The organism is Intrasporangium mesophilum, from assembly GCF_054783095.1.
The window spans coordinates 117,848-144,706 of record NZ_BAAGRF010000001.1; the positions used below are offsets into that span (position 1 = coordinate 117,848).

General features: G+C 72.5%; 23 protein-coding genes. 11 read left to right on the forward strand and 12 right to left on the reverse strand.

The features are described from left to right. Window position 1: 1 nt before the first annotated feature. Genes ACYVLP_RS00630 through ACYVLP_RS00665 form a run of 8 tightly spaced genes read left to right on the forward strand, consistent with a single transcriptional unit; the run spans window position 2 to window position 12,680 of the window. On the forward strand, window positions 2-532 hold the full coding sequence (locus tag ACYVLP_RS00630) for a phage baseplate assembly protein V (protein WP_460625410.1): 531 nt from the start codon (window positions 2-4) through the stop codon (window positions 530-532). After that, window positions 532-849: a hypothetical protein gene (locus ACYVLP_RS00635; RefSeq protein ID WP_460625411.1), complete on the forward strand. Its 318-nt coding sequence runs from the start codon at window positions 532-534 to the stop codon at window positions 847-849. Before ACYVLP_RS00630 ends, ACYVLP_RS00635 begins: the two co-directional genes overlap by 1 nt. Continuing rightward, on the forward strand, window positions 846-1,277 hold the full coding sequence (locus ACYVLP_RS00640; protein ID WP_460625412.1) for a GPW/gp25 family protein: 432 nt from the start codon (window positions 846-848) through the stop codon (window positions 1,275-1,277). Before ACYVLP_RS00635 ends, ACYVLP_RS00640 begins: the two co-directional genes overlap by 4 nt. Further along, entirely contained in the window at window positions 1,274-3,814 is a 2,541-nt protein-coding gene (locus tag ACYVLP_RS00645; RefSeq protein ID WP_460625413.1) for a baseplate J/gp47 family protein, read from the forward strand. The genes ACYVLP_RS00640 and ACYVLP_RS00645 overlap by 4 nt, the downstream gene beginning before the upstream one ends. Then, the gene (locus ACYVLP_RS00650; RefSeq protein WP_460625414.1) at window positions 3,811-6,321 is read left to right on the forward strand and encodes a baseplate J/gp47 family protein; all 2,511 of its coding nucleotides are present in this window, start codon (window positions 3,811-3,813) and stop codon (window positions 6,319-6,321) included. The genes ACYVLP_RS00645 and ACYVLP_RS00650 overlap by 4 nt, the downstream gene beginning before the upstream one ends. Then, entirely contained in the window at window positions 6,318-8,510 is a 2,193-nt protein-coding gene (locus tag ACYVLP_RS00655; RefSeq protein WP_460625415.1) for a hypothetical protein, read from the forward strand. The genes ACYVLP_RS00650 and ACYVLP_RS00655 overlap by 4 nt, the downstream gene beginning before the upstream one ends. A gap of 2 nt (window positions 8,511-8,512) precedes the next feature. After that, entirely contained in the window at window positions 8,513-11,440 is a 2,928-nt protein-coding gene (locus ACYVLP_RS00660; protein WP_460625416.1) for a DUF6519 domain-containing protein, read from the forward strand. Window positions 11,441-11,459: 19 nt separating this feature from the next. Continuing rightward, window positions 11,460-12,680, forward strand: a complete 1,221-nt coding sequence (locus ACYVLP_RS00665; RefSeq protein ID WP_460625417.1) for an eCIS core domain-containing protein — start codon at window positions 11,460-11,462, stop codon at window positions 12,678-12,680. Window positions 12,681-12,856: 176 nt separating this feature from the next. Here ACYVLP_RS00665 and ACYVLP_RS00670 read toward each other — a convergent pair whose 3' ends face one another. From ACYVLP_RS00670 to ACYVLP_RS00700, 7 genes are all read right to left on the reverse strand, one after another. Beyond that, window positions 12,857-14,917 (reverse strand): ATP-binding protein, encoded by a 2,061-nt coding sequence (locus tag ACYVLP_RS00670; protein ID WP_460625418.1) that lies wholly within the window; start codon window positions 14,915-14,917, stop codon window positions 12,857-12,859. Then, on the reverse strand, window positions 14,914-16,164 hold the full coding sequence (locus ACYVLP_RS00675) for a Pvc16 family protein (RefSeq protein WP_460625419.1): 1,251 nt from the start codon (window positions 16,162-16,164) through the stop codon (window positions 14,914-14,916). Before ACYVLP_RS00675 ends, ACYVLP_RS00670 begins: the two co-directional genes overlap by 4 nt. Further along, complete coding sequence (locus ACYVLP_RS00680) at window positions 16,161-16,580, reverse strand: hypothetical protein (protein WP_460625420.1); 420 nt, start codon at window positions 16,578-16,580, stop codon at window positions 16,161-16,163. The genes ACYVLP_RS00675 and ACYVLP_RS00680 overlap by 4 nt, the downstream gene beginning before the upstream one ends. 542 nt (window positions 16,581-17,122) lie before the next feature. Then, window positions 17,123-17,845 (reverse strand): hypothetical protein, encoded by a 723-nt coding sequence (locus ACYVLP_RS00685; RefSeq protein WP_460625421.1) that lies wholly within the window; start codon window positions 17,843-17,845, stop codon window positions 17,123-17,125. Next, window positions 17,845-18,366, reverse strand: a complete 522-nt coding sequence (locus ACYVLP_RS00690; RefSeq protein WP_141842526.1) for a phage tail protein — start codon at window positions 18,364-18,366, stop codon at window positions 17,845-17,847. Before ACYVLP_RS00690 ends, ACYVLP_RS00685 begins: the two co-directional genes overlap by 1 nt. A gap of 11 nt (window positions 18,367-18,377) precedes the next feature. Beyond that, window positions 18,378-19,922, reverse strand: a complete 1,545-nt coding sequence (locus ACYVLP_RS00695) for a phage tail sheath family protein (RefSeq protein WP_460625422.1) — start codon at window positions 19,920-19,922, stop codon at window positions 18,378-18,380. A gap of 82 nt (window positions 19,923-20,004) precedes the next feature. After that, complete coding sequence (locus ACYVLP_RS00700; RefSeq protein WP_460625423.1) at window positions 20,005-20,139, reverse strand: hypothetical protein; 135 nt, start codon at window positions 20,137-20,139, stop codon at window positions 20,005-20,007. On the opposite strand from ACYVLP_RS00700, the gene ACYVLP_RS00705 reads away from it, so the two are divergent. Then, window positions 20,138-20,539: a hypothetical protein gene (locus ACYVLP_RS00705; protein WP_460625424.1), complete on the forward strand. Its 402-nt coding sequence runs from the start codon at window positions 20,138-20,140 to the stop codon at window positions 20,537-20,539. The genes ACYVLP_RS00700 and ACYVLP_RS00705 overlap by 2 nt on opposite strands. A 149-nt stretch (window positions 20,540-20,688) precedes the next feature. Here the strand turns inward: ACYVLP_RS00705 and ACYVLP_RS00710 are convergent, their stop codons facing one another. Next, window positions 20,689-21,387, reverse strand: coding sequence for an EthD domain-containing protein (locus ACYVLP_RS00710; RefSeq protein ID WP_460625425.1), 699 nt, complete (start codon window positions 21,385-21,387; stop codon window positions 20,689-20,691). A 122-nt stretch (window positions 21,388-21,509) separates the two neighbouring features. Between ACYVLP_RS00710 and ACYVLP_RS00715 the strand changes: the two genes are divergently transcribed. Next, the gene (locus ACYVLP_RS00715; RefSeq protein WP_460625426.1) at window positions 21,510-22,061 is read left to right on the forward strand and encodes a carboxymuconolactone decarboxylase family protein; all 552 of its coding nucleotides are present in this window, start codon (window positions 21,510-21,512) and stop codon (window positions 22,059-22,061) included. Between the two features lie 2 nt (window positions 22,062-22,063). Further along, window positions 22,064-22,561: a nuclear transport factor 2 family protein gene (locus ACYVLP_RS00720; protein WP_460625427.1), complete on the forward strand. Its 498-nt coding sequence runs from the start codon at window positions 22,064-22,066 to the stop codon at window positions 22,559-22,561. 866 nt (window positions 22,562-23,427) lie between these two features. On the opposite strand, the gene ACYVLP_RS00725 is transcribed toward ACYVLP_RS00720, so the two are convergent. From ACYVLP_RS00725 to ACYVLP_RS00740, 4 genes are all read right to left on the reverse strand, one after another. Beyond that, window positions 23,428-24,312, reverse strand: a complete 885-nt coding sequence (locus ACYVLP_RS00725; RefSeq protein ID WP_460625428.1) for an LLM class F420-dependent oxidoreductase — start codon at window positions 24,310-24,312, stop codon at window positions 23,428-23,430. Between the two features lie 42 nt (window positions 24,313-24,354). Then, complete coding sequence (locus tag ACYVLP_RS00730; protein WP_460625429.1) at window positions 24,355-25,095, reverse strand: SDR family NAD(P)-dependent oxidoreductase; 741 nt, start codon at window positions 25,093-25,095, stop codon at window positions 24,355-24,357. Continuing rightward, window positions 25,092-26,327, reverse strand: coding sequence for a cytochrome P450 (locus ACYVLP_RS00735; RefSeq protein WP_460625430.1), 1,236 nt, complete (start codon window positions 26,325-26,327; stop codon window positions 25,092-25,094). Before ACYVLP_RS00735 ends, ACYVLP_RS00730 begins: the two co-directional genes overlap by 4 nt. A gap of 32 nt (window positions 26,328-26,359) precedes the next feature. Next, window positions 26,360-26,859: NAD(P)/FAD-dependent oxidoreductase (locus ACYVLP_RS00740; protein WP_460625431.1), on the reverse strand; the 500-nt coding region annotated here is incomplete at its 5' end.

The following is a 26,859-nucleotide window of genomic DNA, read 5'->3' on the forward strand; positions in this document are numbered from 1 at the left end:
CATGCCGGTCGACATCGATGAGCTGAGCACCTCCTCACCGCGGTTCTTCGGCAAGTACCGCGGCACGGTGGAGAACAACATCGACCCCATGCAGCTGGGCCGCGTGCAGGTCTCGTGCCCTGCTGTGCTCGGCAGCGGTCAGCTGAGCTGGGCACTCCCGTGCTCTCCGTATGCCGGCGACGGCGTCGGGCTCTTCCTCGTGCCCCCCGTGGGGGCGAACGTGTGGGTCGAGTTCGAGGCGGGCAACCCGAACAACCCCATCCTCGGAGGGTGCTTCTGGGGCACCGGCGAGGTGCCGGCGTCGCCGGCGCTCGCCGAGATGAAGGTGCTCAAGACCGACTCGATGAGCATCGAGCTGAGCGACCTGCCCGGAGCCGGAGGGATCACCGTCAAGGTGTCGTCGCCGGCCGTCGCGATGAGCATCTCGATCTCGGCGACGAGCTCGGGCGTCGAGGTCTCGGTCGGTGCCTCGAAGATCACGCTCTCGCCCGCGTCGGTGTCGATCAACGACGGTGCGCTGGAGGTGATGTGATGCCGGGCTACCTCCTCAGCCAGGGCTCGCGGGTCAGCTGCGCACACCAGGGCACGGGGACCCCCACCGCGGCCTTCCCCCGGGTCACCGTCGGCGGGCAGGCGGTCGTCCTGCTCAGCGGCCCGTGGACGATCGCCGGGTGCCCCTTCCCGACCAACGCCGGGGGCCCTTGTGTCACCGGCACGTTCACCTCCGGCACGGTGCGGGTGACGGCCAGCAGGCAGCCGCTCGCGATCCAGGCAGCCCCGGGCACCTGCGTGCCCACCGGGGTGCCCCTCATCGCGCCGCAGACCCAGGTCAGGGTGCGTGCGTCATGAGCAGCGACGTCTCCCCGCGAAGGGCCGACGCCCCGCACCACGTCGGCTTCCCGTTGCGTCTCGACCTGCGGGGCCGCACGACGCTCGCCGACGACGACGCCTACCTCAAGGGACTCATCGAGCAGGTCCTCTTCACGAGCCCCGGTGAGCGCGTCAACCGGCCCGACTTCGGCAGTGGCGTCGCCCGCCTCGTCTTCGCGCCGAGCGGCGACTCGCTGGCCGAGTCGACCCAGGCCCTCGTGCACGGTGCTCTCCAGCAGTGGCTAGGCGAGCTCATCCGGGTCGAGAGCGTGCAGGTCACGGCGGTCGACTCGCGGCTCGAGGTCGTCGTGGACTACCTGCCCCTGCGGGCGACGAGTCCGGACCAGCGTCGCCGCGTCAGCGTCGCGGGCACCGGTGGCCCCGCCGGGGCGGGAGGTATGCCGTGACAGCGCCCGACGCGCTCCCCTTCAGCGCGGACATCGACCTCGAGGCCCGTCGCGCCCTCGTGCGCGACCTGGCCGGTCTTGACGGCATCGACGTCATCGAGGTGCTCTCCAACCACGTCGGCACCCCGGGACAGGTCCCCGGCGCTCCGCCGCAGCGCACCCTGCTCGTGCACCTGCTGAACGGCCCGGTGCCGGCCGACTGGACCGCCGACGTGGTGCGCGTCGTCGGCGGGGTGCGCGAGGACCCGGACCTCAACCCGGTACGGGTCGACTGGGCGTTCCCGGCCGTGTCCGTCGTCGGGGTGGCGGGCACCCCGGCCACCGACCCGCTGGACGGTGTGTCGGCCGCCGACCGGCAGCTCGTCCTGCAGGCTCTGCCCGACGACGAGCAGCGGCGGCGCGCGCTCGTGGTGCGCACCAGCTCGAGCGGCGACTGGTCCACCTACACCCTGCGCCTCGTCGGTCCGGGTGGGGTCGGGGCGCCTGCCGGGGTCGACCTGCCCCTCTCGACAGCTCCCTTCACGTTCACGGTCGACTGCCCGTCCGACCTCGACTGCTCACCGGCCGCCGAGACGGTGCCGGTCGTCGCGGACCTGCTGCCCGGTGACTACCTCGCCCGCGACTACGAGGCCCTGCGCAGCCGGCTTCTCGACCGGCTCGCGACGCTCCTGCCCGACTGGACCGACCGCAACCCGGCCGACCCGGCAGTCATGCTCGTCGAGCTCTTCGCCGCCCTCGGCGACCGGCTTGCCTACTGGCAGGACGCTGTCGCCGTCGAGGCCTACCTCGGGACGGCTCGTCGTCGCACGTCCGTGCGCCGGCACGCCAGGCTGCTCGACTACACCGTGCACGAGGGCTGCTCGGCCCGCACCCTGCTCGCCTTCACCACCGACTCCGACCTCACGATCCCGAAGGGCACACCGGTCACCGACCTCCCGGTCCAGCCCGGGGTCGAGGTCAGCTCGCCGATCGACGCAGTGGAGCTCGGCGGCGCGGTCTTCGAGACCGCGGCCGACCTCGTCGCGAGGCCCGAGCGCAACGCCCTGCCGCTGCACGCGTGGGGCGACCCGTCACACTGCCTCCGGATCGGGGCGACCGCGGCCTTCGTCAGCACCCAGTCGGGCATCGACCCCGGCCTGGTGGCCGGCGACCTCGTCGTCCTCGTCGACCGGCCGGTCGGGGGACTGCCCCGCGAGGGCGACCCGTCGCGGCGCTTCGCCGTGCGGCTCGTCACCGACGCCCGCGCCCACACGGACCCGCTCGAACCCACGCTGACGGTGTGGGAGCTGCGCTGGGCAGCGGCCGACGCACTGACGGCTCCGCTCGTCGTCACGACGCCCGGCACCGACCAGGCGCTCGCTGTCGCACTCGCCAACGTGGTCGTGGCCGACCACGGCGCCGGCGTCGTCGACGAGGCACTCGTGCCACCGACGGTGCTCGAGCCGGCCGACTACCGACCGCGACTCCAGCGACCGGGCCTCAGCCAGGTCGACCGGTCGCTGCCTGCGTCCGCCTCGGCGGCGAGCCTCGCGAACCCGGACGCCCGGTCCGCCGTGCCCTGGCTGGACCTCTTCGACGGACAGCGCACGTGGACACCGCAACCCGACCTGCTCGGCAGTGGCCGCCTCGCGACGCACGTCGTCGTGGAGCCCGAGCCGGGCGGCGTCAGCCGGCTGCGCTTCGGCGACGGCGTGAGCGGTCGCGCACCCGTGTCGGGCACGACAGCTCTTGCGACCTACCGGGTCGGCGGCGGCGAGGCGGGCAACGTCGCACCCGACCGCCTCGTGCGCCTGCTCCCCCTGGCCGACGGTCGCGACCCCGTCGGTGCGGGCGCGGTGGTCTCGGTGTGGAACCCCCTGCACGGCACCGGCGGCACGGACCCGGAGCGTCTCGAGCAGGTCCGACAGCTCGCACCGGCGGCCTTCCGCCAGCAGCTGCGGGCTGTGACCTCGGCGGACTACGCGGTGGTCGCCGAGCAGGACCCCGGCGTGCAGCGTGCCGTCGCCAGACGGCGGTGGTCGGGATCCTGGTACGCCCAGGAGGTCACCGTCGACCCCGTTGCCGCCCACGCCGACGACCCGGCCCTGCTGCCCCGCGTCATCGCAGCCCTCGAGGTGCGGCGCATGGCCGGCATCGACGTGGAGCTCGAGCGACCCGTCTATGTCGCCCTCGAGATCAAGCTCGGCGGCTGTGTCCTGGCCGGGCACCTCCGCGCCGACGTCGAGCAGCTGCTCAGGGAGACCTTCACGTCCGGTCTGCGTCGCGACGGCCGTCGCGGCTTCTTCCACCCCGACCGCTTCACCTTCGGCCAGCCGCTGCGGCTCTCCGACGTCGTCGCCGCGGCGATGACGGTCGACGGCCTGGCCTGGGTCGAGCTGACCCGCTTCGCCCGCGCGGGCGCGTCGGACCTCGACGCAGAGGCCTCGCTCTCCGCGGGCGAGCTCCCGATGGCGCCGCGTGAGCTTCTGCGCTGCGACAGCGACGTCAACAACCCCGAGGCGGGACACATCGAGATCTCCCTCGGAGGTGGGGCATGACGACCGACTGCTCCTGCACGGCGGGCTCCGGCTGCTCCAACGGCTCCGGGTGCTCCGGCTGCGTCGACGACCTCGCCGCGGCCAACCTCCCCGGACAGTCCGCGCTGAGCTGGCGCACTGCGCCGCACGGGACCGCCCTGGCGCGGATGCGGGCCTATCTCGCCGAGGACAGCCAGCCGCTCGACATCCGCAGCCTCTCCCACCAGGGCACCGACGACCCCGCGATCGCGCTGCTGGACACCTGGGCTGTCGTCACCGACGTCGTGTCGTTCTACACCGAGCGGATCGCCCAGGAGGGCTTCCTGCGCACGGCCACCGAGCGCGACTCGGTGCGCCAGCAGGCCCGCAGCCTCGGCTACGAGCTGCGGCCAGGCGTGTCTGCGCAGGCCGAGCTCGCCTTCGACGTCGAGACCGCACCGGGCTCACCGGAGGTCGTCGTCGTGCCCGAGGGCACGCCGGTCCAGACCGTGCCTGCACCCGGCAAGCTCCCCCAGACCTTCGAGACGACAGCAGAGCTCGAGGCGCGCGGCTCGTGGAACTCCGTGGCGGCATACGACCGGGTCCGGCAGCCCTTCGGCTTCGGCATCGACACCGTCTGGCTCGACACCACGACGTCCGGTGTCAAGGTCGACGACCGCGTGCTCGTCGTCGGCAGCGAGCGAGCCGGCGTCACCCAGGGTCAGGCGCACAGCGACGACCACGAGAAGTGGGACTTCCGCCGGGTCACCGCGGTCGACGTCGACCCGGCGCACTCACCAGGGTGGACCCGCCTCGCCCTCGACCGACCGCTCGGGTATCGCCGGTCGCGGCACCTCGTCGCCGCGAAGGACGTGCGCGTGTACCGGCTGGGCCAGCGCCTGAACCTGTTCGGCTGGAACGCGCCCGACCATGCACTCATCGACAAGGCCAACCAGGGCTCCTGGCCAGACTTCGACCTCGAACCCGGGTCGCGCTCGCTCGAGATCGACGGCGACGTGCCCGCCATCCTGCCCGGGTCCTGGATCGTGCTCGAGCAACCAGGACACACCGAGGCCTTCCAGGTCGGGTCGGTCAATCCCGACGGCGCGACGAAGTACGCGCTGTCAGGCAAGCTGACGCGAGTCACCCTCGACATCTCGGAGCACCTCGACGACTTCGACCGCAACCACGCGCTCGTCCACGCCGTGTCCCGAGAGCTGCCGGCCGCGTGGATGCCGCGACCGGACCTCGTCGGCCATCCGGCGGCCGGTGAGGGTCACGTGCTCGACCTGGTGCCGACCGATCCGGTGCTGCCCAAGGGCCGCGAAGTCGTCGTCACCGGCGTGACCGACGCGGACGAGCTCGCTGTGGAGGCAACCCGGCTCACCGCCGCCGCCTCGGTCGCCAACGGTGTCATGACGGTCACGCTCGACCCGCCGCTCGAGCACGCCTACCACGCCGGCACGGTGCGGGTGCGGGCCAACGTGGCCGTCGCGACCCATGGCGAGACCGTCGAGCAGGTGCTCGGCAGCGGCGACGGCCGTCGCGCCTTCGCCTCCTTCGACCTGCGACGCCCACCTCTGACCTTCGTGCGCTCGACCACCGCAGCGAGCGGTGCTCTGCCGGTGCTCGAAGTGCGCGTCGAGGAGGTCGAGTGGACCCGGGTCGACTCCCTCTTCGAGGCAGGACCGAGGGACCGCGTCTACATCGTGCGCCAGGCTGAGTCGGGCACCACCACCGTGACGTTCGGCGACGGGGTCCATGGCTCCCGCCTGCCGACCGGGGTCGAGAACGTGCGCGCGACCTACCGCGTCGGCATCGGCGAGGACGGCGCAGCGGAGGCGGACCAGGTGCGCCTGCCCGTCCGCAAGCCGCGGGGCATCGCCTCGGTGACCAACCTCGGCCCGGCCCACGACTGGGCCCCCTCCGAGACGCTCGAGGAGGCGCGGCTCACGGCGCCGCAGCGCGTCCGCACCCTCGACCGGGCCGTGTCGGTCACCGACTACGAGGACTTCGCGCGCGGCTATTCCGGGATCGGCCGCGCCCGGGCAGACCTCGTGTGGGACGGCCGAATCGACACCGTCGTCCTCTCCGTGCTCGCTTCGACAGGAGATGCGCCGGCCGACTCCCTGGTCACCGACTTCCGCAAGACCCTCGACGGCGCGCGGGAGACCCGAGCCCCGAGGGTCGTCCTGCCCGCGGAGGTCGTCGACGTGGGCGCCAGCCTGCGCATGGAGGTCGACCCGCACTACGAAGTGCCTCTCGTGCGAGCGGCGGTCGAGGGAGCGCTGCTGGCCGCCTTCGGGTCGATGGAGCTCGCCACGCCACTGGCCGCCTCGGCCGTGCTCGTCGTCGCGGCCGCGGTGCCCGGCGTCGTGTTCGTCACGATGCCGCAGCTGACCGGCGGCCTCGTCGGCGACCTGCTCGTGGCCGAGCCCGGTCGGTGGGGACCCCCGCCCGAGGCCCCGACGGCGCCGTCCCGGCTCCTGCCCGCACAGGCGCTGCGCCTGACGGCCGGCCTGCTCGACGTGCAGGTGGTGACCCCATGACGACGTCGGCTGCCCGCCGGGCCGACCGGAGGGCATACCTCGAGGGCTTGCTGCCGCCCCACGTCGTCGAGCGCGACGCGGACACCGGAGGACTGCTCCGTGCGCTGCTGGAGGCGGTCGCCGGCGAGCTCGCCGTCGTCGAGGACGACGTGCAGCGCCTCTATGACTCGTGGTTCATCGAGACCTGCCCCGAGTGGGTCGTGCCCTACATCGCCGACCTCGTCGGGCTCATCGGCCTGCCCGGCGACCTCGGCGCCGGGACCGGCGCCGGGGTGAGTCGCCGGGGCGTCGTGGCCAACACCGTCGCCTACCGCAAGCGCAAGGGCACCGTCGCGGTCATCGAGCAGGTCGTGCGCGACGTCACCGGCTGGCCGACCCGGGCGGTCGAGGAGTACCGCCTCCTCGCCGCGACGACCCACGTCAACCACGTGCATCTCGAGCGGCCCGCACTCGGGTCGGTCCGTGACGCCGCGTCGGCAGAGCTGGAGTCGCCCCGGCTCGCCGGGGGTGCGCTGACCCGTTTCGCCCACACCGGTGAGGTCCGCCCGATCGACCCGAGCACCATCGGGGGACGCGGTCGGTTCGGGATCCGCGGCATCGGGGTGTTCGTCTTCCCGACGCAGGTACACGACGCCACCGCGGTGCCGGCACGCCGGCTCACACACGCGTGGAGCGTGCACCCGCTCGGTGCCGAGGCACCTCTCTTCGCCGTGCCGACGACCGAGGAGGCGATCGAGCACCTCGCGACCGAGTCCGACCTGCCGGTGCCGCTGCGGCCCCGGCGGCTGCTGGCCGCACTCGCGGCTGCGCGAGCCGGGCTGCCCGGCGAGGACCTGCCGATCGCCGTCAGCGTCGAGGGCGACGACCCGCTCGCCCCCGAGCGGATCAGGGTGTGTGGTCTCGAGGACCTCGCGACGAGCGGCGGAGCACCCCTCTCGGGCTGGCAGGTCCTGGTCGACGCCGTCCGGGGTCTGCTCCACCCGTACCTCGACGGGGTGCCCACCGACCCCGCCACGATGCATCTCGACCACGCCTACGGCACCGTCGCCGACGTCGGCGCGGGCACCTACGACCGCACGCTCGGCCACGACGCGGCCCTCGCCGCGGACCCCTTCACCGGTGACCTCGACCGCACCGACGAGGAGCCCGTGCCGGTGCGCGACCGCGTCGGTGCGCAGGTGCTCGTGCGCACCGGACCCGCGGCACCCGGCGTCGAGGTGAGCATCACCGACGCGCTCGCCGAGGTCGACGCCGGCTGGGCCGACCCCTCGCGCCGGCTCGTCGGCATCACACAGGTGGTGTCGGTCGCCGACAGCGAGACGTATGCCGCCGACCTCACCATCGGGGTGCCCGCCGAGAGCCGTCTCGTGCTCGTCGCGGCCCACTGGCGCGGCCGGCAGCTGCTCAACGGGGACATCGAGGCACCGGTGCCCGGCGTCTACTCCACCGAGGGGCTCCGGCCTCACGTGCTGGGCGACCTCCACGTCACCGGCGCCCCTGGCGCGAGCCTGCTGCTCGACGGTTTCGTGATCGAGGGCGACGTCGTCGTCGAGCCGGGCGAGCTCGGGTCACTCACCCTGAGCCAGTGCACCGTGGCCGGCCGGGTGCGTGTCGCGTCGAGCGCGCCTGGAGCCAACCGCGAGCTCGCGGTGGCGGTGCGCCGCAGCGTCGTCGCGTCGCTCGACCTCGTCGACACCGTGCCCGAGGTACTGGCCGTCGACAGCGTCGTCGACCCCGCGCTGAGCTCGTCCGCGGTGGCCGCCGTCGCTGCGCCGGGGGCTCATCTCGAGGTGGTCGGCTCGACCTTCTTCGGTGACGTCGGCTGTCGCTGGCTCGAGGTCACCTCGAGCATCTGCGACGGCACCGTCACCGTCGTCGACCGCCAGGTCGGGTGCGCGCGCTTCAGCTTCATCGGGCCCGGATCACGAGTCCCGCGTCGCTTCCGGTGCGTGCCGGCCTCCGACGCCACGACCTCCGTCTCACCCAGCTACCTGTCCACGCAGCCGGGCTCACCGTTCTATCCCAGCCTCGCCCCGAGCGCCCTCGTGTCGATCCGGCACGGTGGCGAGTTCGGGTCCGAGATGGGCGTCCACCACCACCTCCGCCGTCCGCAACGGATGGACGCGGCCCGACGACTCGTCGGGCCCTACGTCCCCGCGGGCATGCAGATCGGAATGTTCGGGAGCTGACCATGCACGCAGACCTCACTCGCTGGACCCACGATCCTGCCCTCGCCTACCGGTCGGTGCTCATGCAGCAGGGGCGGGTGATGCTCGATGCCGACTGGAACGAGCAGGCCGCCATCACAGCCCACCACGACACGGCCCGCACGGCCGACATCGTCGGACCGAGCGGCGGCCCCGAGCCCCTCGACGGCGGACCTGGCCCCTTCGCGATCGTCGACCTGACGAACGGGTCGGAGCCGTCCGAAGTGCCCTGGGCCAGGCTCGGCGTGACGCCCGGGCACTACTACGTCGACGGCGTGCTGGCCGAGTCCGCGCCCGACCCGGCCAACGCCGCCGCCGGCGCGTGGCCGCTCGCCGACCAGCCCTACCGCCCCACGATCGGCACCGGCGCCGGGTCGAGTCCCGGCCTCGACGAGCCGCCCGCGGGTGACGGAGACGGCCGGTATGCGGCATACCTCGACGTCTTCGAGCGGACCGTCTCGCCCGACGAGCGGCCCGAGCTGCTCGAGTCGGCGCTGGGCGGGCCCGACACGGCGATGCGTGAGCAGACGGCGTGGCAGGTGTCGCTGACGCGCCTCGGCGGCGGCGAGGTCTGCTCTCAGCTCGACGACGTCGCCGAGCGCACGCCGCGCACGATGGTCGCCGGCCTGCGACCGGCGGCGCCCGACGCCGACCCGTGCCAGATCACGTCCGGCGGCGGCTACCAGCGGCTCGAGAACCAGCTCTACCGCGTCGAGATCTGCTCGGTCACGCCGCAGCCGCGCTTCGTCTGGTCGCGCGAGAACGGCTCTGTCACAGCAGGACTCGTCCAGATCGGGGTCACCACAGAACCTGGCATGGACGCGGCACTGACACTCGACCGCGTCGGCCGGGACGAGGAGCTGAGCATCAGGGAGGGCGACCTGGTCGAGGTCACGAGCTCGGACCGGCAGCTACGGGAGCTGCCCGGCTTCCTCGCGCGGGTCGGACCCGTCGTCGACCTCGTCACCCACGTCCACTGGCTCGCCGGAGCGCCCGCGAGCGTGCCCGCGCTCGGGCGGGCACCGGTGGTGCGCCGCTGGGACGGCGGGCCGAGCCCGCTCACGACGGGACAGACCGACCTCGAGGGCGGCATCACCGTGTCGTTCCCCACGGGCGGCACTCCGGGCGTCGGAGACTTCTGGCTCGTGCCGGCCCGCACAGCCCGCCTCGCGTACGGCACGAGCGCCAGGCAGGGCACGCTGGACTGGCCATGGGACTCGGCGCCGTCGTCGCCCCGGCCGCCTGTCGGGCCGGTCCACCACCACGCCCCGCTCGGCATCCTCAGCCGCACCGGCACGTCGTGGACGCTGGAGTCCGACTGCCGCCACCTCTTCCCACCGCTCACCGGCCTCGTCACTATCGACCTCGTCGGCGGCGACGGCCAGGAAGCCATGCCCGGCGACGAGCTCGGCGCTCCCGTGCGGGTCGTCGTGCGCAACGGCGGGCTGCCCGTCGAGGGCGCTCCGGTCCGCTTCACCCCGGAGGGCGGCACGTTGCGTGAGGCGGTCTCCGGATCGGCGCCGGCCGGTGGTGTCGTGGCGACGGGCGCGGACGGCGTTGCCGCAGTGAAGTGGACGCTGGACCCGACGGGTGCACCGACCCAGACCCTGACCGCGCAGCGCCTTGACGACACGAACAGCCCGGTCGACGTCGCGGTCATCGTCAGCGGCCGGCTCAGCATCGCCTCACAGGTCCAGTGGGAACCGGCGTGCGACGCCTTCGGCGGCACCCGCACGGTGCAGGACGCGCTGGCCCAGCTCGCCACGACCCCGACGCTGCGCCTGCTCGGTGGCGACGGTCAGGAGGTGTCGTCCGAGGGTGTGACGGTGCCGCAGCTCGTGAGGGTCGCCGTCGACAGCCCGTGCGGGCCCGCCCGAGTCAAGGTCGTCGCGCAGGGCACCGACGGTGCCCTGGTGCTCGCGTCGCCGGACGGGGCGGCCGTGCCGCCCACCTTGAGCGGCACCGGCGCGGGCTCGACCGATACCTCTGAGCCCGATGCCTCTGGAGTCGCTGCCTTCGTGTGGCAGCCGTCGTTCGCCCAGGGGCCTAGCGACGTGCTGACCCTCACCGTCGACGGCCTCGCCCTCGCGCCCGTGCGCGTGTCGGCGCAGCTCGACGTCTCCGTGGCCGGCACGCTCGGCATGCACGTCATCGACACGTCCTTCCTCAACGGGTCGCCCTTCGAGAACGACGGCGTCGTCGACATCGGGGACCTCGTCTCCGGCATCGCGATCACGGTCGACTCGCTGGTGCTGCCCGAGAGCGTCAACGGCAAGCCGGTGGGTCGCGTCCTCATGGACCTGCCATGGCCGACCCCGCCCGAGCTCGACCAGTGGAGCGACCAGTCCTTCGCCCTGCACACCGTCGAGCTCGTCGGCGAGCTCGTCGCCCGCAAGAACCTCATCCTGTGGCGCAGCCGGCTGCCTCTCGACAGCGTGCTCGGGCGGGTGCGCGAACGCCTCGCCGGTTTCGCGGGCAACAACCGGCTCGGGTCTCCGGCGCTGCCCATCAGGATGCGCTTCCAGCTCGACGGCTGGGCGATCATGGACGCCCGCAACCCCGAGCGGCACCTCAACGGTCACGCCGTCTCGCAGTCGGTCCAGGGACAGACCGTGCTGCGGCTGCCGACGACCGACGACATCGCCGGCGGGCGTTTCGAGATGTGGTTCTGGTTCGGCACCGACAAGCCGGCGCCCAACTTCACCCGGTTCAAGGTCGAGGACTTCTCCGGCTCGACGTTGGCGAAGGTCACGCGGCTCGCCACCGACGCGGGCCTGCCGGTCACGGTCGTCGAGGAGGACGCACCCGGCATACGGAAGAACACGGTGCTCGGCACCATCCCGGCCGGCGGCGCCCAGCTGCTGCCGGGGCAGCCGCTGACCATCCGCGTCTCGCGAGGGGCCGGCGGCTGACCGCCGCCGGGTGAGCGCCATGCCCGTCTTCTCGTGGTCGGCCCCGGCTCGCACGACCGAGCGCGCCGTGGACGCATCCACGCCGCCACGCGAGGGGGTGGCGCTCGAGCCCTCCCTACGCGCGGCGATGGAGCGCGGTTTCGGGCACGACTTCGGCGCGGTCCGAGTGCACGCCGACGAGAGAGCGTATGCCGTGACGCGCGCCGCCGGTGCCCGTGCCCTCACGATCGGCAGCGAGGTGTCCCTCGGGCCGGCGGCGGCCGGGGCGATGACGACGGCGCGGGGCCGGCATACGCTGGCGCACGAGCTCGCCCACGTCGTGCAGCAGTCGGCGGGCGGCCGAGCTGCGGCCGGCGGTGCCATTAGCCACGCCGCCGGCGGGGCCGCCGAGCGCGAGGCCGATGCTGCGGCGTCCCGCGTGCTCGCGGGCGGAAGGGCTCAGGTGCGCGAGCGCCGGCCGGTCGCAGCGCAGTGCCAGGGCGAAGGGACGGCCCCGACGACCACGACGACCGCGAGGACACCGGCCGCGGACCCCGGGCAGGTCCTCCTCGGCGGACTGTCGACCATCGCCGACCAGGCCAAGGACAACAACCCCGAGGTCCGGCGCCGGCTCATCGAGCCACTCACGCTGCGTGCCCGGAGTCAGTTCGGGCGCCTGTCGGGCGGCGAGCAAGCCGGGCTCATCGGGTTCGGCGCCGGCACGCTGGCGCTCTCGGGTGGGGCGCTGCTGAGCGACCCCAACGGTCGGCGCGTCCTGTCGGGGGTCAACCTCGCGACCCCGCTGACCCTCATCCCAGGCATGCCGCTGACCCACTTCAGCTACACCCTGCCGAGCGGTCAGGGGCCGACGCAGCGGATCTACGGCTTCCAGACGAACTTCTCCTTCGATGACCTGCTCGAGCCGGTCCGACGCCGCCTCGGGTGGCAGGGGCTGACCCTGAGCGCCGAGATGGCCTGGGCCTTCGACCCCGTCGACAACCAGCTGCGCATCCGGGAGGCCCATGCGACCCTCGGGATCCTGCCGGGGGTCACGCTCTCAGGCGGTGCCTACCCCGACGTGTTGGCGCCACGGCAGATCTTCCCGACCGCCGAGGGCGGCAGCGTCGAGCTGCGTCAACAGGTGCCGGCACCTGCCCACACCGCCGTGCCCGATGTGCGGGTGATCCTCTCCGTCGACCTGCTGCAGCTCGGTCGGTCGGGCGTCATCCCCGGCCTGCGCGGGCTGGTCGGCAACTTCTAGAAGCCACCCGTCTGCGACGAAGCCACCCTTGACGCGTGCAGCCACCCGTGGGCGGTGGCTTCAGGCCGCAGTCGCGGCCTCGGGCCGAAAGGGTGGCCCGAGCCGCGCCGGCGACATCGAGCCCGCGGCGACCTGCTCCACGGTGGGCGGCGGCATACGGCCCGGGGTGCGCGCGCTCAGGTGCTTCGCCCGCCACGCCTGGCGGCCCGCGGCGCGCTCACGGCGGCCCGACCGGTCTTGGCGAGCTCCCAGCGCACGGCACGCATCAGCTGCTCCATCGTCAGCTCGCGGCCGTCGTCGGCGGCGAGGTACGCGGCCTGGAGCGCGGCCGAGGCGATGCCACCGCCGGAGAGATCGGCCTCCGAGAGCCGGCCGAGGTCGAGCTCGGCACGCGGCAGGGCGGGCGGCAGGGCCTGTGACCACATGCGCAGCCGGGCCGCGCGGTCGGGATACGGGAACGTGACGATCGCCGAGAGCCGGCGAGTGAAGGCCTGGTCGAGGGCGCTTCGGGCGTTGGTCGTGAGCACGGCGAGACCGGCGAAGGACTCGAGCCGCTGCAGGAGGTAGCCGACCTCGACGTTGGCGTAGCGGTCGTGGCTGTCCTTGACCTCGGACCGCTTGCCGAAGAGGGCGTCGGCCTCGTCGAAGAGCAGCACCATCCCGCCGTTCTCGGCGGCGTCGAAGAGCCGGGAGAGCCGCTTCTCCGTCTCGCCGAGGTACTTGTCGACGACCTGGCTGAGGTCGACGTGCACAAGGTCGAGCTCGAGCTCGTGGGCGATGACCTCGGCGGCGAAGGTCTTGCCCGTGCCGCTGGCGCCGGCGAAGAGCGCCGCGGTGCCGAGTCCGCGGCTCGTCCGCGCGGCGAAGCCCCAGTCCTCGAGCACGGTCGAGCGGTGGCGCACCGCCGCGACGAGAGCCCGGAGCTGCTCGAGCTGCGGCTCGGGCAGCACGAGATCGTCCCAGCCGGCGCGCGGGATGAGCACTCGCGCAAGGTTGCCGACGTCGGCGCGGGGGCGACGGCGGCAGGCGGACCAGAGCCGGCGGCCCTGTGTCACCTCGGCCGCGACGACCTCGACGTCGGCCACAGAGAGGTCGAAGGCGCCGGCGGCAGCGGCGACCTCCTGCTCCGGCACCTGGGCGCCCACGCGGTCGAGGGCGGTCGCCAGCGACCTGCGCCGGTCGCCCACCCCGAGGCGCGGCACCTCGAGAACGGGCAGGCCCATGCCGTCCAGGGGTGCGCCTCCCGGTCCGCTCGAGGCGAGCAGCACGACCGGCGCGTCACACGTGCTCAGCGCGCGTCCGAGCCCCGTGACCGACACCCGCACGTCGTGCAGGTCGTCGAGGTCGACCAGCCAGGCGACCCGGGCGAGCACGGTCTCCCGCAAGAGGCGGCGCAGCAGCACGACAAGGTCGGTGGTGGTCGCCGCGAGGTCGGCGGCGCCCAGCAGCCTCGGCGCCAGGCCGACGGTTGCGCAGGCGGCGGCCGCCACCGCCCGGGTCGTCGCCGGCTGGGGGCCGTGCAGCACCACCGGGCCCGATGCCGCCCACCGCGACACGACCTCTGCGGCGACCGCCCCCAGGGTCGGGGGCAGCCACGCGGGAGCCTCGACCGGCTGGCTCAGCGCCGAGAGTCGCTCGTCCAGGGCGGCCACCCCGACGAGATGGTGCACGATGCGCTCGTCAGGCACGAGGGGGCTGGAGAGCAGCGCGTCGGGGTCGGACAGGCGCAGCATTCCCCAGTGGCGCAGCGGCGCCTGGTGCGTCAGGGCGTCCCAGTGCGCGTCGGGCAACGTGGACAGCGCGGTGCCGAAGCACAGGCGCGGCTGCCCGGTGTGCTCGAGCAGCTCGCGGGCCACGTCGCCGACGAGCTCGGGGCCGCAGGCGAGCAGGAGGGTCCGCCGCTCGAACGCCGACAGCCCGAAGCCCGTCTCGATCTCGTCGAGGGCACTCGCGCCCAGCACGGCCTCACGCAGTGCCGTCAGCCTCGCCTGAGCTGACTGGACGTCGGCGCCGGTGACGATGGCGCGCACGATGTCGAGCTCGGCGACGACGAGGTCGCGCTGCGCCTCGGCGGACAGGGAGGCGACCCTGTCCGCCGAGGCGCGGGCGTGCTCGGCGCGGGGCGAGGGGTGTCCGGACGACGGCGACGTGTGTCCGGAAGGCCGCGACGAGTCCCCCGCAGATGGTGCGGCATGCGCGTCCGCCCGGTCGGAGTCGTCGGGCCCGTCGTCGCTCACGGCAGTGTCACAGCCGGGCCGTCATAGGTGTCGCCGCTCAGGGTGGGCAGGCTCTCGGCGCCGTCGACCGACACCCGCACGAGCCACGTGCCCGCCGTCAGCTCGTTGCGGGCGACGTCGAGCCGCGCGAGGGGAGCATCTGCAGCGAGCACCGGCGGGAACGTTGCGCCGACGAGCGGTGGGTCATCGGGCTGTCCCCCGCTCAGCCGGCCGAAGGTCACCGTCGCGCGCTGCCCCTCACGCAGCGGCGGCGCCACCGGCACTCGCACGAGCGTGGCTGTCTTCGTCACCGGACCCGGCGTCGGAAGGACCATGACCGGCAGGCCCGACGAGCGGTCGGTGACCCGCTCGGGCGTGCCTGCGACGGGGTCGGCGGGCTGCACGCGCAGCACCTGCACCGCGTGCACTCCCGCGGACACGTCGGCCGTGAGAGTGACGGTCAGCCGGGTCGTCGTCGAGGTGGCATCCGGGACAAGTCGCACGCTCCCGACCGACACGGCGGTGTGGGCTGCGAGCAGTCCGCCACCGGTGAGCACGAGCGTTGCCCCGGTCACGACCGCACCGCCACCGTCGACCTCGACTGCCTCCAGCCGGATCCGTGTCAGTGGCCGCACGGCGACGACCCGCTCACGCACCGGCAGGGCGCGTCGCGGCACGACGTCGGCCTCGATGAGCACGACCGTGGCCGTGTAGGCGAGCGAGAGCAGGTAGGGCGTGCCGAGGACACCCCAGAGCTTCGACATCTCCTCGAGCGAGAGCGGCGTCGGGCTCACCTTGACGAGCTCGGCCTGGTCCGCGAGGTCGGCATCGGCGAGGAACCCCGTGGGGTCGGTATCGTACTTGTCGATCGCCGCCTGGATGACCGCCTTGGTGAAGACCGGTGTCGAGGCGAGCGCGAGCGTCCCGCGGGCGAGCAGGCGTTGCGGCTCCAGCGCCTCCTCGTCGCCGTATGCCGTGACGAGGTAGTGCAGGTCGAGCGCCGCGACGGGGCGCCGGGCGAGCGACCCGTCGCCGTGACGGGTCGGCAGGTCGCTGAGGTTCCACGCGTGGTTGGGGGTCACCTGGTAGAGGTAGACGTTGAGGCCCGACGCGTCGTTGCCGACCGTGTCGGCGTCGGAGAGCTGGGCCGGCCGGTAGGTCGTGACGTCGGCCCCGCCGATCGGGCCCGGCTGCGCCCCGCCGAGCGACTCGTGCAGGACGTGCCGCATCGTCGAGGTGACCGCCGCGATGGCGAGCGTGTTGCTCATGGTCGGCCCGTTCCTGCCCTCCGCCGCTGGCGGTCGAGGTATGCCGTGTGGTCGACCGGGTGCGACCCTGCCGTCTCGCGCGTGGCTGGGGAGGCCGGGGGCGGTGGGGCCGGTGGGCGGCGCACCTCGAGACGGTCGATGTGCAGGTGCACCTCCGCCGCCGCGGGCACCTCGACCGGGTCGATCCCCACGGAGGTGCGGCCGTCGTGGCGAGGTCGGTCGCGATCCCGCGTGGGCACGGCGACGAGCCGGGCCACCTCTGCCTCGGTGAGGGCACCCGACTCGACGAGAGCGGGGCCGAGGTGGTCGGCGAGCAGTGCCTCCGGGCCGATGGTGCGCGTGGCCGGCGTGCGAATCGTGCTGCGCGAGAGTGCTCCTCGCCTCTGGTCTGACGAGTTGGTCTCTGTCCCAGCCATGGACGCCGACCGCACCATGACTTCGCCTGTCGCTGCAGGGCTTGGCGAGGTCCCGGTCACCGATAGCTCGGGCCCCGACCGCTCCGGCGTCGGGGTGCTCGACGGGTCCGCACGGGCCGAGGAAGTCTCGCCGACGTGCGCTGCCGAGGCTGATCTGGGCGGTGACTGCGAGTCCGACTCCGGAACGCGTCCGCCCCCGTCGTCAGGGACTCCGGAGTCGCGCAGCACAGACGCGGACGGCGGTCGCCGACGCCCCGGAAGGGCCGCTGTCGGCGGCGTGTCATCGGGGATCCCGTCGACCGGGGTGGCCCGCCGTCCGGGGCGGCGCCGCGCGGGGGTCACACTTGGCTCGCCTCGTCGAACGAGCAGCTCGGCCGGCTCCACCTCGGCCCCCTGGGAGTCGCCCTCGATCTCGAGGCCGGGCTCTGGGAGTGGTGCGGCCGGTCGGGTTCGAGCCGCTGGCTCGAACCGGCTCGGTCGGCGCGCGACGAGCGCCGGTGCGCGGTGCGTCGTCCGTGCGACGAGCCGGTCGAAGACGTCGCTCATCGGGCACCACCGCGTCGTGCGAGCTCGAGGTAGGCCGCGCGCCGGGCGTCCGAGAGGTGCAGCACCTCGGTCTCCGACCAGCCGAACGCCGCAGCCAGCTCGGCAACGTCGCCGAGGATGTCGCGCACCTCGTCGGCGACCCGGTCGGCCAACAGCGCGACCGCGTCGACGTCGGCCGCGACGTCGCTGCCGCAGTCGGGACAGACGAGCCGCACCGCGAGCGCCGATGCACCCGCGAGCTCCTCGGCGACGGCGTTCACCCGCTCGAGGACGGCCGGGTCGAGGGTGGCAGCGTCGACCCCAGCGGGCAACGTCACGCACCGGTCGCGCAGGGCGGCCGACGGCTGTGCGCTGGCGAGCGCGACGAGCAGGTCCTCCGTCGTGGGTCCGCGCACGACGATCCCGTCGACGGTGGCGACGCCACCGGCAGCCGCGCCGGGCCGGTCGTCGGTCGTCTCGAGCAGGTCGTCGAGGGCGAGCGGCACGTCGAGGACGGCACCGCAGTCCGGGCACGTGAGCACGGTCTGCACCTCGAGGCCAGCCCGCTCCCGGAGCTCACCCAGTGCCGCCCGCGCGGCGGTGGCAAGCGGCATACGGACGGCGTCGGCGAGACTGTCGGCGGCCCCCAGCGCGACGAGCAGCGAGGCTCCGCGGGCCACCGACGTCGTGGACGCCAGGGCCTCCCAGAGCGCCAGCGTCTCGCCGGGCCGCGCGGGCATCACGGCTCGGTGAAGGACGGCTCGGTCGGCTCGGCCACCGCGTAGTCGCGCTCCCAGCCCTCGTTCTCGAGCTTGATCGTCTGGATCGCGACGCCGTTGGCGTTGGCGTCGAGCTCCGGCATGGGCTGGTACTCCGAGACCCAGCAGCGATAGACCTTGTAGGCGATCGCGAGCTGGCCCGCCTCGTTGTAGACCTCGAGGATGATGTCCTTGCGGAAGTCCTTGAGCGAGGTCTCGGCCCCGAGGCCGCTGCCGAAGTTCCACACCTTGTTGGCCCACTGCTCGAAGTCGACGTCGTGCGTGACGCCACGCTCGAGGGTGATGGCCTCGTACTCCGTGCGTCCGGGGGACTTACGGCTGCTCGACGGGTCGCCGCCGTTGCGATGCTTGACGACCTCGGTCGTCTTCTTCAGCGCGCCGACCTTGCTGATGCCGGCGACGTAGCGGCCGTCCCACTTCACGCGGAACTTGAAGTTCTTGTACGGGTCGAATCGTGTTGCGTTGACCGAGAACTCAGCCATGGGAATGCCTCCTAGACGGTCGCCGCAGCAGTCTTCTGCTGGATCGAGATGATGACGAACTCGGCCGGCTTGAGCGGGGCGAAGCCCACCTGGATGTTGACGATGCCGCGGTCGATGTCGTACTGCGTCGTCGTCTCCGCATCGCAACGCACGAAGAAGGCGTCACGGGGTGTCGTGCCCTGGAAGGCGCCCTTGCGGAACAGGTCCTGCATGAACGCTCCGACCGAGAGCCGGATCTGCGACCAGAGCGGCTCGTCGTTGGGCTCGAAGACGACCCACTGCGTGCCGCGATAGAGGCTTTCCTCGAGGAAGAGCGCCAGGCGCCGCACGGGGACGTACTTGTAGTCGTCGGAGAGCGTGTCGGAGCCGCGCAGCGTGCGCGCACCCCAGACGACGGCGCCGACCTCGCGGAAGGTTCGAAGGCAGTTGACCCCGACCTGGTTGAGCGAGCCGTTCTCGTCGTTCGTGAGGCTGACCGAGAGGTCGACGACCCCGGTCAGCCCGGCCTCGAGCCCGGCCGGCGCCTTCCAGACGCCTCGCGAGCCGTCGGTGCGGGCGAACACACCCGCCACGGCGCCGGACGGGGCGAAGGTGTCGATGGAGCCGCCGCGCAGGGGGTCGGCGCGACGGATGCGCGGGTAGTAGATCGCCGCGTTGCGGTTGGCGACACCGGTGAGCCCGTTCGTCGCGGCCCATGTCGCCGCGTCACCGACCGTGAGCACGGCGGGCGGATCCACGAGCAGGAACGCCCGTCGGGTCACGGCGTATGCCGCAGCGGTCGCCCACAGGGCGGCGGGCAGCTCTCCGCCGGGCGTCGGCGGTGGCAGGCAGATGAGGTTGACCAGGTCAGCCTTCTCGAGGGCGTAGAGGCCGCGCTTGTCGCCGTCGAAGCCCGGGCCGGCGTAGTCGTCCGCATCGACGGCGGCACCGTCGGCACCGACGTCTGCGGCCGCCACGGTGACCGTGCCCTCCGGAGGGCGGGCGCCGCTCGGCGTCGCCGAGGCCCGCACGAGCAGCGACGACTCGAGCATCCGGTCCACGCGCTGCGGCCCGTCGACCATCGTGACGTTGCGGTAGACCTCCGCGGGTGCGCCTGGGCCGGAGCCCTCGCGCACGGTGAGCGTGAAGAGGTCATCGGCCTCGACGCCCGCACCCTGCCCTTCGGCGATGTCGGCCGCGTCCGCCGCCGACGGGTGCGTGACCTCGACCTCGAGCACGTCGGCCCACGAGCCGGGGCCGACCGCCTCGAGCTGGAGCGCGCCCACCGCGAGCCGCGCCGCGGCCGAGTCGGTGTGGGCGACGCGGACGACGAGGGCCGGGCCGCCGCCGTTGAGATAGAAGTCGCGGACGGCATACCCCATGCCGCTGCCACGCGACAGGCCGCCGAAGCGCCGCTCGAACTCCGAGAAGCTGCTGATCGGCACCGGGTCGTCGACCGGCCCGCGAGGCGCCACCCCGATGAAGGCGGCGATCGCCGTCGCCACCCCGGTGACGGTGCGACTGCCGCTCGGGACCTCGGTGATGTAGACGCCCGGGTAGGTGGGGGTGATGGTCATGAGAGCTCCTTCGACGCCCGCGTTGCGCTGGCCTGACGTGCCGAGCATGGCCGCCGGGCGTCACTCACCCGTCAAACCGCCGTCACGTCACCCGGTCCCCCTCGAGCAGCTGGCTGCCGTTGACGCGGATGTGACCCCTCGGTGACGCCACGGCGCGACGCTCGTGGGCGACGGCCCCGTCGCGGCCGCGCCTCAACCTGGAAAAGGGGATCGTCATGGTGCAGGTATCCGTCAGTGCCACCGTCAGCGTCCACGACGGGCCGATGCTCCCCGTCGGCGCGGAGCTCGAGCCGGACTCCTACGTCGTCTCGGGAGCGGACCTCGACGCCTCCGGCGGGGCGGACGACTCGGCCGAGATCGCCCTGCTGCCGACCACGGGCAACGTCGCGTTGCTCGCGATCTCGTGCACCAGCGCCGACGGCAGCCTGGCCACGGTGACGGTGACCCCCTCCAACAGCGGCACCGACGGTGACGCGCTCACCGTCGAGGGCAGCCTGCTCGTCGCCAACGCCAGCGTGTTGACCGCCCTGGTGGCCGGCGGTCCACGCAGCATCACCGTGACGAACACCGGGACGGTTCCCGTGAGCGTCCAGGTCGTGGCCTGCCTCGACGCCTAAGGCATGCCTGTTCCTGAGCCGCCCTAGGGTCGCCGACCCGTCCCGGGGATATGCCGTGGCGTCGCGGCTCTTGAACCAGGTCGAGTGAGCGCCCCGTCAGATCCGCCCCGTGACCTGGTCCCTGGCGGTCGTGCGGTCGGAGACCGGACTCAGCGGTCGACGACGCGCAGCTCCTCGCACAGGAACCCGCGAGCGCGCGTGAGGTCGAGCCGCCCGGCCAGTGTGCCAAGGATGGCGTCGCGGCCCTGGTCCCAGCCGATCCGGACGGCCTCGAGGTCGGGCCACCAGAGCTCGAGGACGATGTCGAAGGGCTGCGTCGTCGGGATCGCTCCGTCCGGCAGGCGGGGCAGATGGGCGGTCGCGAAGGCCTGAGAGACGGCCAGGCCCGACAGCCCAGGTGCGCTCTCGAGCAGGGCCTCGCCGATCGATGCCGTCGACTGGCGACCGACCTGGTGGAGCGGCGATCCCGCCGAGAGCCAGTGGGCGAAGAGCATGAGCTTGGTTCGGGCGGGCCCGGGGTCGCGGACGACTCGGCTCTCGGTCGTGACCCGTCGCAGGCCCGGCATGTCGATGAAGCTCGGCTCGTCGACGCGCGCGAACTCGGTGTACTGCGGATCGGTCCGCTGCGCGACAGCCGATTCCAGAGAGTCGAACCAGACCTCCGGGACGCCCTCCCACTCGGCCTCCGTGAGGCCCGGCAGCCCGGGCCGGACGCGGTGGGCCTGCACGTAGCGACGGATCCGCTCGATCCGGACGGCATGGTCGCGGTGGACGGTGCTCCAGTGACGGTGGAACTCGTCCACGGTGAGGTCCGGCCGGACGGGCAGGAGCGCGAAGACCTTGATCATCGACCGAGCATATTGCCCTTCGAGGAATACTATGAATATAGTCATCAGAAAGTGACGGGTGTGACGCCCGCAGTTCGCACCCCTCGTTCGTCCACCCCGTTCGTCAAGGAGGCCGACCCGCCATGAGCCGTATTCCGCCCGCGACGCGTGACGTGTTCGAGCCGCAGTTCGGCGCGGATGCGCCTCTGCGACACCGGGTCTACGCGAACGCGCCCGCTCTGGCTGCCCCGTATGTTGCCTGGCAGACAGCCCTGCGCGAGTGCACCACCCTTCCCGGGCGCCTCGTCGAGCTGGTTCGTCTCCGGGTCGCCTTTCACAACCAGTGCCGCAGCTGCATGGCGGTCCGATACGGCGGCGCTCTCGACGAAGGCGAGGTGTGCTCGCTCGAGAAGCCTCAGGAGGCCCCGGACCTGACGCCGGCGGAGAAGGCGGCGCTCGCGTACGCCGACCTGATGGCGACCGACCACCTCGCGGTCGACGACGCGGTCTTCGCCCGCCTTCGGGAGCACTTCTCGGACGCCGAGGTGATGGAGCTGTGCTTCCACGTCGGGTCCTACGTGGGGTTCGGCCGGATGGGGTCGACGCTGGCCATGGTCGACGACCTCACCGACGAGTACACGGACCTGTCGGCGCCGGTCGCGCCCTGGACCGCTGCCCCCGTGCACGCTCTCTGAGCATGGAGAGCACCCCGGACCTCGTGCGCGAGGTCGCCGATCGCCTCGAGATCGGCGAGCTCATCGCCCGCTACGCCGCCGCGGTCGACGACCGTGACTACGCCGCGGTCGTCGCCGCCTTCACCGAGGACGGGACCCTTTCCCGGCCGCCATGGCGCGTGACGGGTGCAGCGGATCTCGATGAGGCCTACCGGGCGGCGCTGGGCCGCTACGAGTGGACCGTGCACTCGGTGCACGGTCACGCCGTCGACTTCACCGGCACCGACCGGGCCATCGGCTTCGTGGGGTGCCACGCCGAGCATGCCCTTGACGGCGAAGTCGTCTCCGTCGCGCTCCGATACCGCGACGAGTACCGCCGGGTCGACGGGCGATGGCGCTTCCGCAGCCGCGAGATCGGGTTCGCCTACGCTGCAGCGGTGCCGGGGCTGGAGCAGGTGAGTCGGCGGGCGTCCTCGGTCCGCTGGCCCGGCGAGGACATCGCCGCCTACAGCATCCGTTGACCGACCCCCGCCTCACCGGCTGCGGAGAGCCGCTTCCTCACCCCGTCGAGTGGGCGCTTGGTCACTCCAGTCACACCTGTCATGTGACGGAAGTGACGGGGCGCTCACTCGACGTGGTTCTTCGAGCCGTGACGGCACGGCATACCCCCGGGACGGGTCGGCAGACCCTCTCGTCGAGTGGGCGCCCCGTCACGTGACGAAAGTGACGGGGCGCCCACTCGACGTGGTTCTTCGAGCCGTGACGGCACGGCATACCCCCGGGACGGGGTCGGCAGACCCCTCTCGTCGAGTGGGCGCTCGGTCACTCCAGTCACACCCGTCACGTGACGAAAGTGACGGGGCGCCCACTCGACCTGGTTCTTCGAGCCGTGACGGCACGGCATATACCCCCGGGACGGGTCGGCAGACCCTCTCGTCGAGTCGGCGGTTGGTCACTCCAGTCACACCCGTCACGTGACGAAAGTGACGGGGCGCCCACTCGACCTGGTTCTTCGAGCCGTGACGGCACGGCATANCTTCGAGCCGTGACGGCACGGCATACCCCCGGGACGGGGTCGGCAGACCCTCTCGTCGAGTGGGCGCTCGGTCACTCCAGTCACACCCGTCACGTGACGAAAGTGACGGGGCGCCCACTCGACCTGGTTCTTCGAGCCGTGACGCCACGGCATACCCCCGGGACGGGGTCGGCAGACCCCTTCGTCGAGTGGGCACTTGGTCACTCCAGTCACACCCGTCACGTGACGAAAGTGACGGGGCGCCCACTCGACCTGGTTCTTCGAGCCGTGACGGCACGGCATATACCCCCGGGACGGGTCGGCAGACCCCTCTCGTCGAGTGGGCGGTTGGTCACTCCAGTCACACGGGAGTCACGCCGTGCGGTCGGTCAGCGTCATCGCGTAGTGCTCGATCATCCGCAGACAGTCGTCCCGCCGGGGCGGCAGGACGACCACGACCCGTTCGGCGCCGACGTCCGAGAGCAGCGCGAAACGCTCCGGAGTGAGACACCGGGGATCACCCGGCTGGAGGTCCACCACCGAGGTCACATGGAACGCGGTCAGCGTGACGTCGGTTCGCCCAGCGGCGGCTGCCTGGTCCCAGAGCATGCCGGTGACGCGGCGCAGGTCGTCCTCGGCGAGGTCCGGGGTGCCGGGACACCACGCGTCGCCGTACTCGACGACCCGCGCGATGTTGCGCCAGTTTCCGCCGATGAGGACGGGGATCCGCCGCCCGGGCTTGGGACGGCTGAGCATCGGCCCGAACGACACGTGGTCCCCGCTGAACGCGGCGACGTCGTTCTCCCAGACCTCCCGCATCGCGAGGATGCGTTCCCGCAGAGCCGGCCAGCGGTCAGAGATGTCCACTCCGTGGTTGGCCATCTCCAGCGCGTTCCAACCGCCGCCGACACCGAAGAGGAAACGCCCGCTGGACACATGGTCGAGCGAGGCGACCGCCTTCGCCGTGTGGATGGGATCTCGCTCGTTGACCAGGCAGATCCCGGTCCCCAGCCGCAGGCGCGAGGTCGACACCGCCGCCGCCGTGAGGGCCACGAAGGGATCGAGGAGCCGCGCATACTCGTCGGGGACCGGCCTTCCCGTGCGGGTGTCGATCGGCGGGCCGCCACCTGGCACGACGGGGATGTGGGAGTGGTCCCCCGCCCAGAACGACTCGAACCCGTGGGCCTCGAGGGCCCGGGCGATCTCCACGGCAGAGATCGACACGTCCGTCATGAACGAGATCGCACCGAGCTTCACGGCATCACCCCATCGTCGTCGCGGCCACAGGTGTGGAACAGGTCAGCGTGGCGGCAGGGCCCCGCGGGCGCTCATGCCCCCGTCGACGGTCAGCTCGGCGGCTGTCGAGTGCCGGCTGGCATCCGACATCAGGTAACGGACGGCCTCGGCGACATCGCCCGGACAGCCCTGACGCCCTCCAGGCAGAGCGGCGAACCAGGCCGACCGGTCGAGCCCAGCCGTGCCAGAGAGCGGGGTGGCGACGGTCCCCGGCAGGACGGCGTTGACGCGGATGCCGCGGGGACCCAGCTCGATGGCGGCCGTGCGGGTCAGACCCCGCAGGGCCCACTTGCTCGCGCCATATGCAACCAGCGCCGGGGTGCCGGAGAAGGCCACCGCGGAGCCGATGTTCACCACGCTCCCGCCGCCCGCAGCCTCCATCGCGGGGACAAGAGCTCGCAGTCCGAGCAGGCAGCCCTTGAGGTTGACGGCCAGGACATCGTCGAACACGTCGAGGTCGACCTCGAGGACGCCCCCGGCACCGAGGATTCCCGCGCCGTTGACCAGGCCGGCGACGGGGCCGAGCTCGGCGGCCACCGCCACCGCGGCTTCCCACGAGGTCGGATCGCGGACATCGAGCTCGACACCCACTGCAGGAGCCTCGAGCCCGCCGGCCACGGCGGCCGCGTCCGATCCCCGGCGATCGGCGACCACGACGCTCCACCCGTCGGCGGCGAGCCCGGCCGCCACGGCAGCCCCGATGCCACCTGCACCTCCCGAGACGACGACGACACGGGTGCTCATCGTCGTGGCGTGAACGTCAGGTGCAGCGCGGACAGGCCTCGCAGGGTCATGGACAGCTGTCGCTGCACGGGCTCGCTGACCGCGGGATCGAGGCGCCAGTCGGTGGCCTTCGACAGCAGCAGCCCGAGCGCGATACGAGCCTCGCTCCGGGCGAGGGCGGAGCCCGGGCAGAAGTGGGCTCCCTGGCCGAACGCGAGGTGCTGTCGGACGTTCGGCCGGGCCGGGCAGAACTGCTCGGGATCCTCGAACCGGGCACCGTCACGGTTCGCCGAGGCGTAGACGAGATAGAGCACCTCACCGGCCGGGATGACGGTCCCGCCCACCTCGGCGTCCACCACCGTGCGCCGGGGAAGCATCTGGATCGGGGCGTCGACGCGCAGTGCCTCGTCGAGGACGAGCGGGATGCGGCTGTGGTCGGCCTCGGTCGCTGCCAGCTCCTTCGGGTGCTCGACGAGAAGCTTCATCGCCCCGGCGATCAGGCTCGTCGTCGTCTCGTTCCCCGCGACCATGATCTGGCGCAGTATGCCGATGAGCTCGTTGTCCGTGAGCGGCTGGCCTTCGCGTTCGCCACTGTCGAAACGCGCCTGCACGAGGTCCGAGAGAAGGTCATCGCGCGGCTCGTCCCGGCGCTCCTGTGCGCGTGCCGCCAGGTAGTGCTGCAGCTCGACGAGACTGTGCGCGCAGCGGCGACGTTCCTCCAGGTTCAGCAGGCCGGATCGCGGCGCCACGATGTCGTCACTCCACCGCTTGAACAGGGCCTGGTCGGCTCGGTCGACACCGAGGGCATCGGCGATGACTGTCACGGGCAGCCCGATCGCGAGCTCGCTCACGAGCTCGACACGCCCTCGGTCGATGAACTTCTCGACGAGGTCGAGGGCGATGCGGGTGATCTCGTCCTCGAGCTGCGCCACCCGGCGTGGGAGGAAGGCCTTGTTCACCAGGCCGCGGTAGTAGGTGTGGGCCGGGGGGTCGGCGGCCAGGAGGGTCGCAACCTCGGGGTAGCCCTCCTGGTAGATCGCGACGACGTCCGGATGGACGTCCATCGGCACTGCGCTGGAGAAGCGGGAGGTGTCGTGAAGGACGGCGCTCACGTCGGCGAAGCGGGTGACCAGCCAGAAGCCCAGCGACGTGCGGTGGACCGGCGCCTCGTCACGCACTCGCCGGTAGTAGGGATACGGGCACTCGAGGATCTCGGTGCTCAAGAGCCGCTCGTCGAGGACTGACTCCGTCATGCCGACAGAATTCCTTATTATAATAAGCCTCGTCAACTGACCACGTCGATGAGGCGGGCTTCTTCGGCGGCGGCCTCGGGGGTGGTGGTGTCGGCCAGGGCGGCGAGGTAGTGCTCGGCGTCCAGGGCGGCCGCGCAGCCGGTGCCGGCGGCGGTGATGGCCTGGCGGTAGGTGTGGTCGACCAGGTCGCCGGCGGCGAACACGCCGGGCACGTTGGTGCGGGTGGAGCGTCCGTCGACCAGCACGTAGCCGGCCTCGTCGAGGTCGACCACGCCCTTGACCAGCTCGTTGCGGGGGTCGTGCCCGATCGCCACGAACAGGCCGGTGACCGGCAGCTCGCGGGTCTCCCCGGTGCGGGTGTCGGCCAGGGTCACCCCGGACAGGCGGCCCTGGCCGTGCAGCTGGGTGACCTGCGAGTTCCAGGCGAACCGGATCCGGGCGTTGGCGAAGGCGCGCTCGGCCATGATCTTGGAGGCCCGCAGCTGCTCGCGGCGGTGGATGATCGTGACCGTGCGGGCGAACTTGGTCAGGA

Bases quoted from the DNA above. Each gene is read 5' to 3' on its own strand.
- ACYVLP_RS00730 (WP_460625429.1), bottom strand. From the start codon at position 25,095: ATGAGCACCCGTGTCGTCGTCGTCTCGGGAGGTGCAGGTGGCATCGGG.
- ACYVLP_RS00695 (WP_460625422.1), bottom strand. From the start codon at position 19,922: ATGACCATCACCCCCACCTACCCGGGCGTCTACATCACCGAGGTCCCG.
- ACYVLP_RS00735 (WP_460625430.1), bottom strand. From the start codon at position 26,327: ATGACGGAGTCAGTCCTCGACGAGCGGCTCTTGAGCACCGAGATCCTC.
- ACYVLP_RS00680 (WP_460625420.1), bottom strand. From the start codon at position 16,580: ATGGCTGGGACAGAGACCAACTCGTCAGACCAGAGGCGAGGAGCACTC.
- ACYVLP_RS00720 (WP_460625427.1), top strand. From the start codon at position 22,064: ATGGAGAGCACCCCGGACCTCGTGCGCGAGGTCGCCGATCGCCTCGAG.
- ACYVLP_RS00665 (WP_460625417.1), top strand. From the start codon at position 11,460: ATGCCCGTCTTCTCGTGGTCGGCCCCGGCTCGCACGACCGAGCGCGCC.
- ACYVLP_RS00685 (WP_460625421.1), bottom strand. From the start codon at position 17,845: ATGCCCGCGCGGCCCGGCGAGACGCTGGCGCTCTGGGAGGCCCTGGCG.
- ACYVLP_RS00660 (WP_460625416.1), top strand. From the start codon at position 8,513: ATGCACGCAGACCTCACTCGCTGGACCCACGATCCTGCCCTCGCCTAC.
- ACYVLP_RS00650 (WP_460625414.1), top strand. From the start codon at position 3,811: ATGACGACCGACTGCTCCTGCACGGCGGGCTCCGGCTGCTCCAACGGC.
- ACYVLP_RS00630 (WP_460625410.1), top strand. From the start codon at position 2: ATGCCGGTCGACATCGATGAGCTGAGCACCTCCTCACCGCGGTTCTTC.
- ACYVLP_RS00705 (WP_460625424.1), top strand. From the start codon at position 20,138: ATGGTGCAGGTATCCGTCAGTGCCACCGTCAGCGTCCACGACGGGCCG.
- ACYVLP_RS00655 (WP_460625415.1), top strand. From the start codon at position 6,318: ATGACGACGTCGGCTGCCCGCCGGGCCGACCGGAGGGCATACCTCGAG.
- ACYVLP_RS00675 (WP_460625419.1), bottom strand. From the start codon at position 16,164: ATGAGCAACACGCTCGCCATCGCGGCGGTCACCTCGACGATGCGGCAC.
- ACYVLP_RS00635 (WP_460625411.1), top strand. From the start codon at position 532: ATGCCGGGCTACCTCCTCAGCCAGGGCTCGCGGGTCAGCTGCGCACAC.
- ACYVLP_RS00715 (WP_460625426.1), top strand. From the start codon at position 21,510: ATGAGCCGTATTCCGCCCGCGACGCGTGACGTGTTCGAGCCGCAGTTC.
- ACYVLP_RS00710 (WP_460625425.1), bottom strand. From the start codon at position 21,387: ATGATCAAGGTCTTCGCGCTCCTGCCCGTCCGGCCGGACCTCACCGTG.
- ACYVLP_RS00640 (WP_460625412.1), top strand. From the start codon at position 846: ATGAGCAGCGACGTCTCCCCGCGAAGGGCCGACGCCCCGCACCACGTC.
- ACYVLP_RS00700 (WP_460625423.1), bottom strand. From the start codon at position 20,139: ATGACGATCCCCTTTTCCAGGTTGAGGCGCGGCCGCGACGGGGCCGTC.
- ACYVLP_RS00690 (WP_141842526.1), bottom strand. From the start codon at position 18,366: ATGGCTGAGTTCTCGGTCAACGCAACACGATTCGACCCGTACAAGAAC.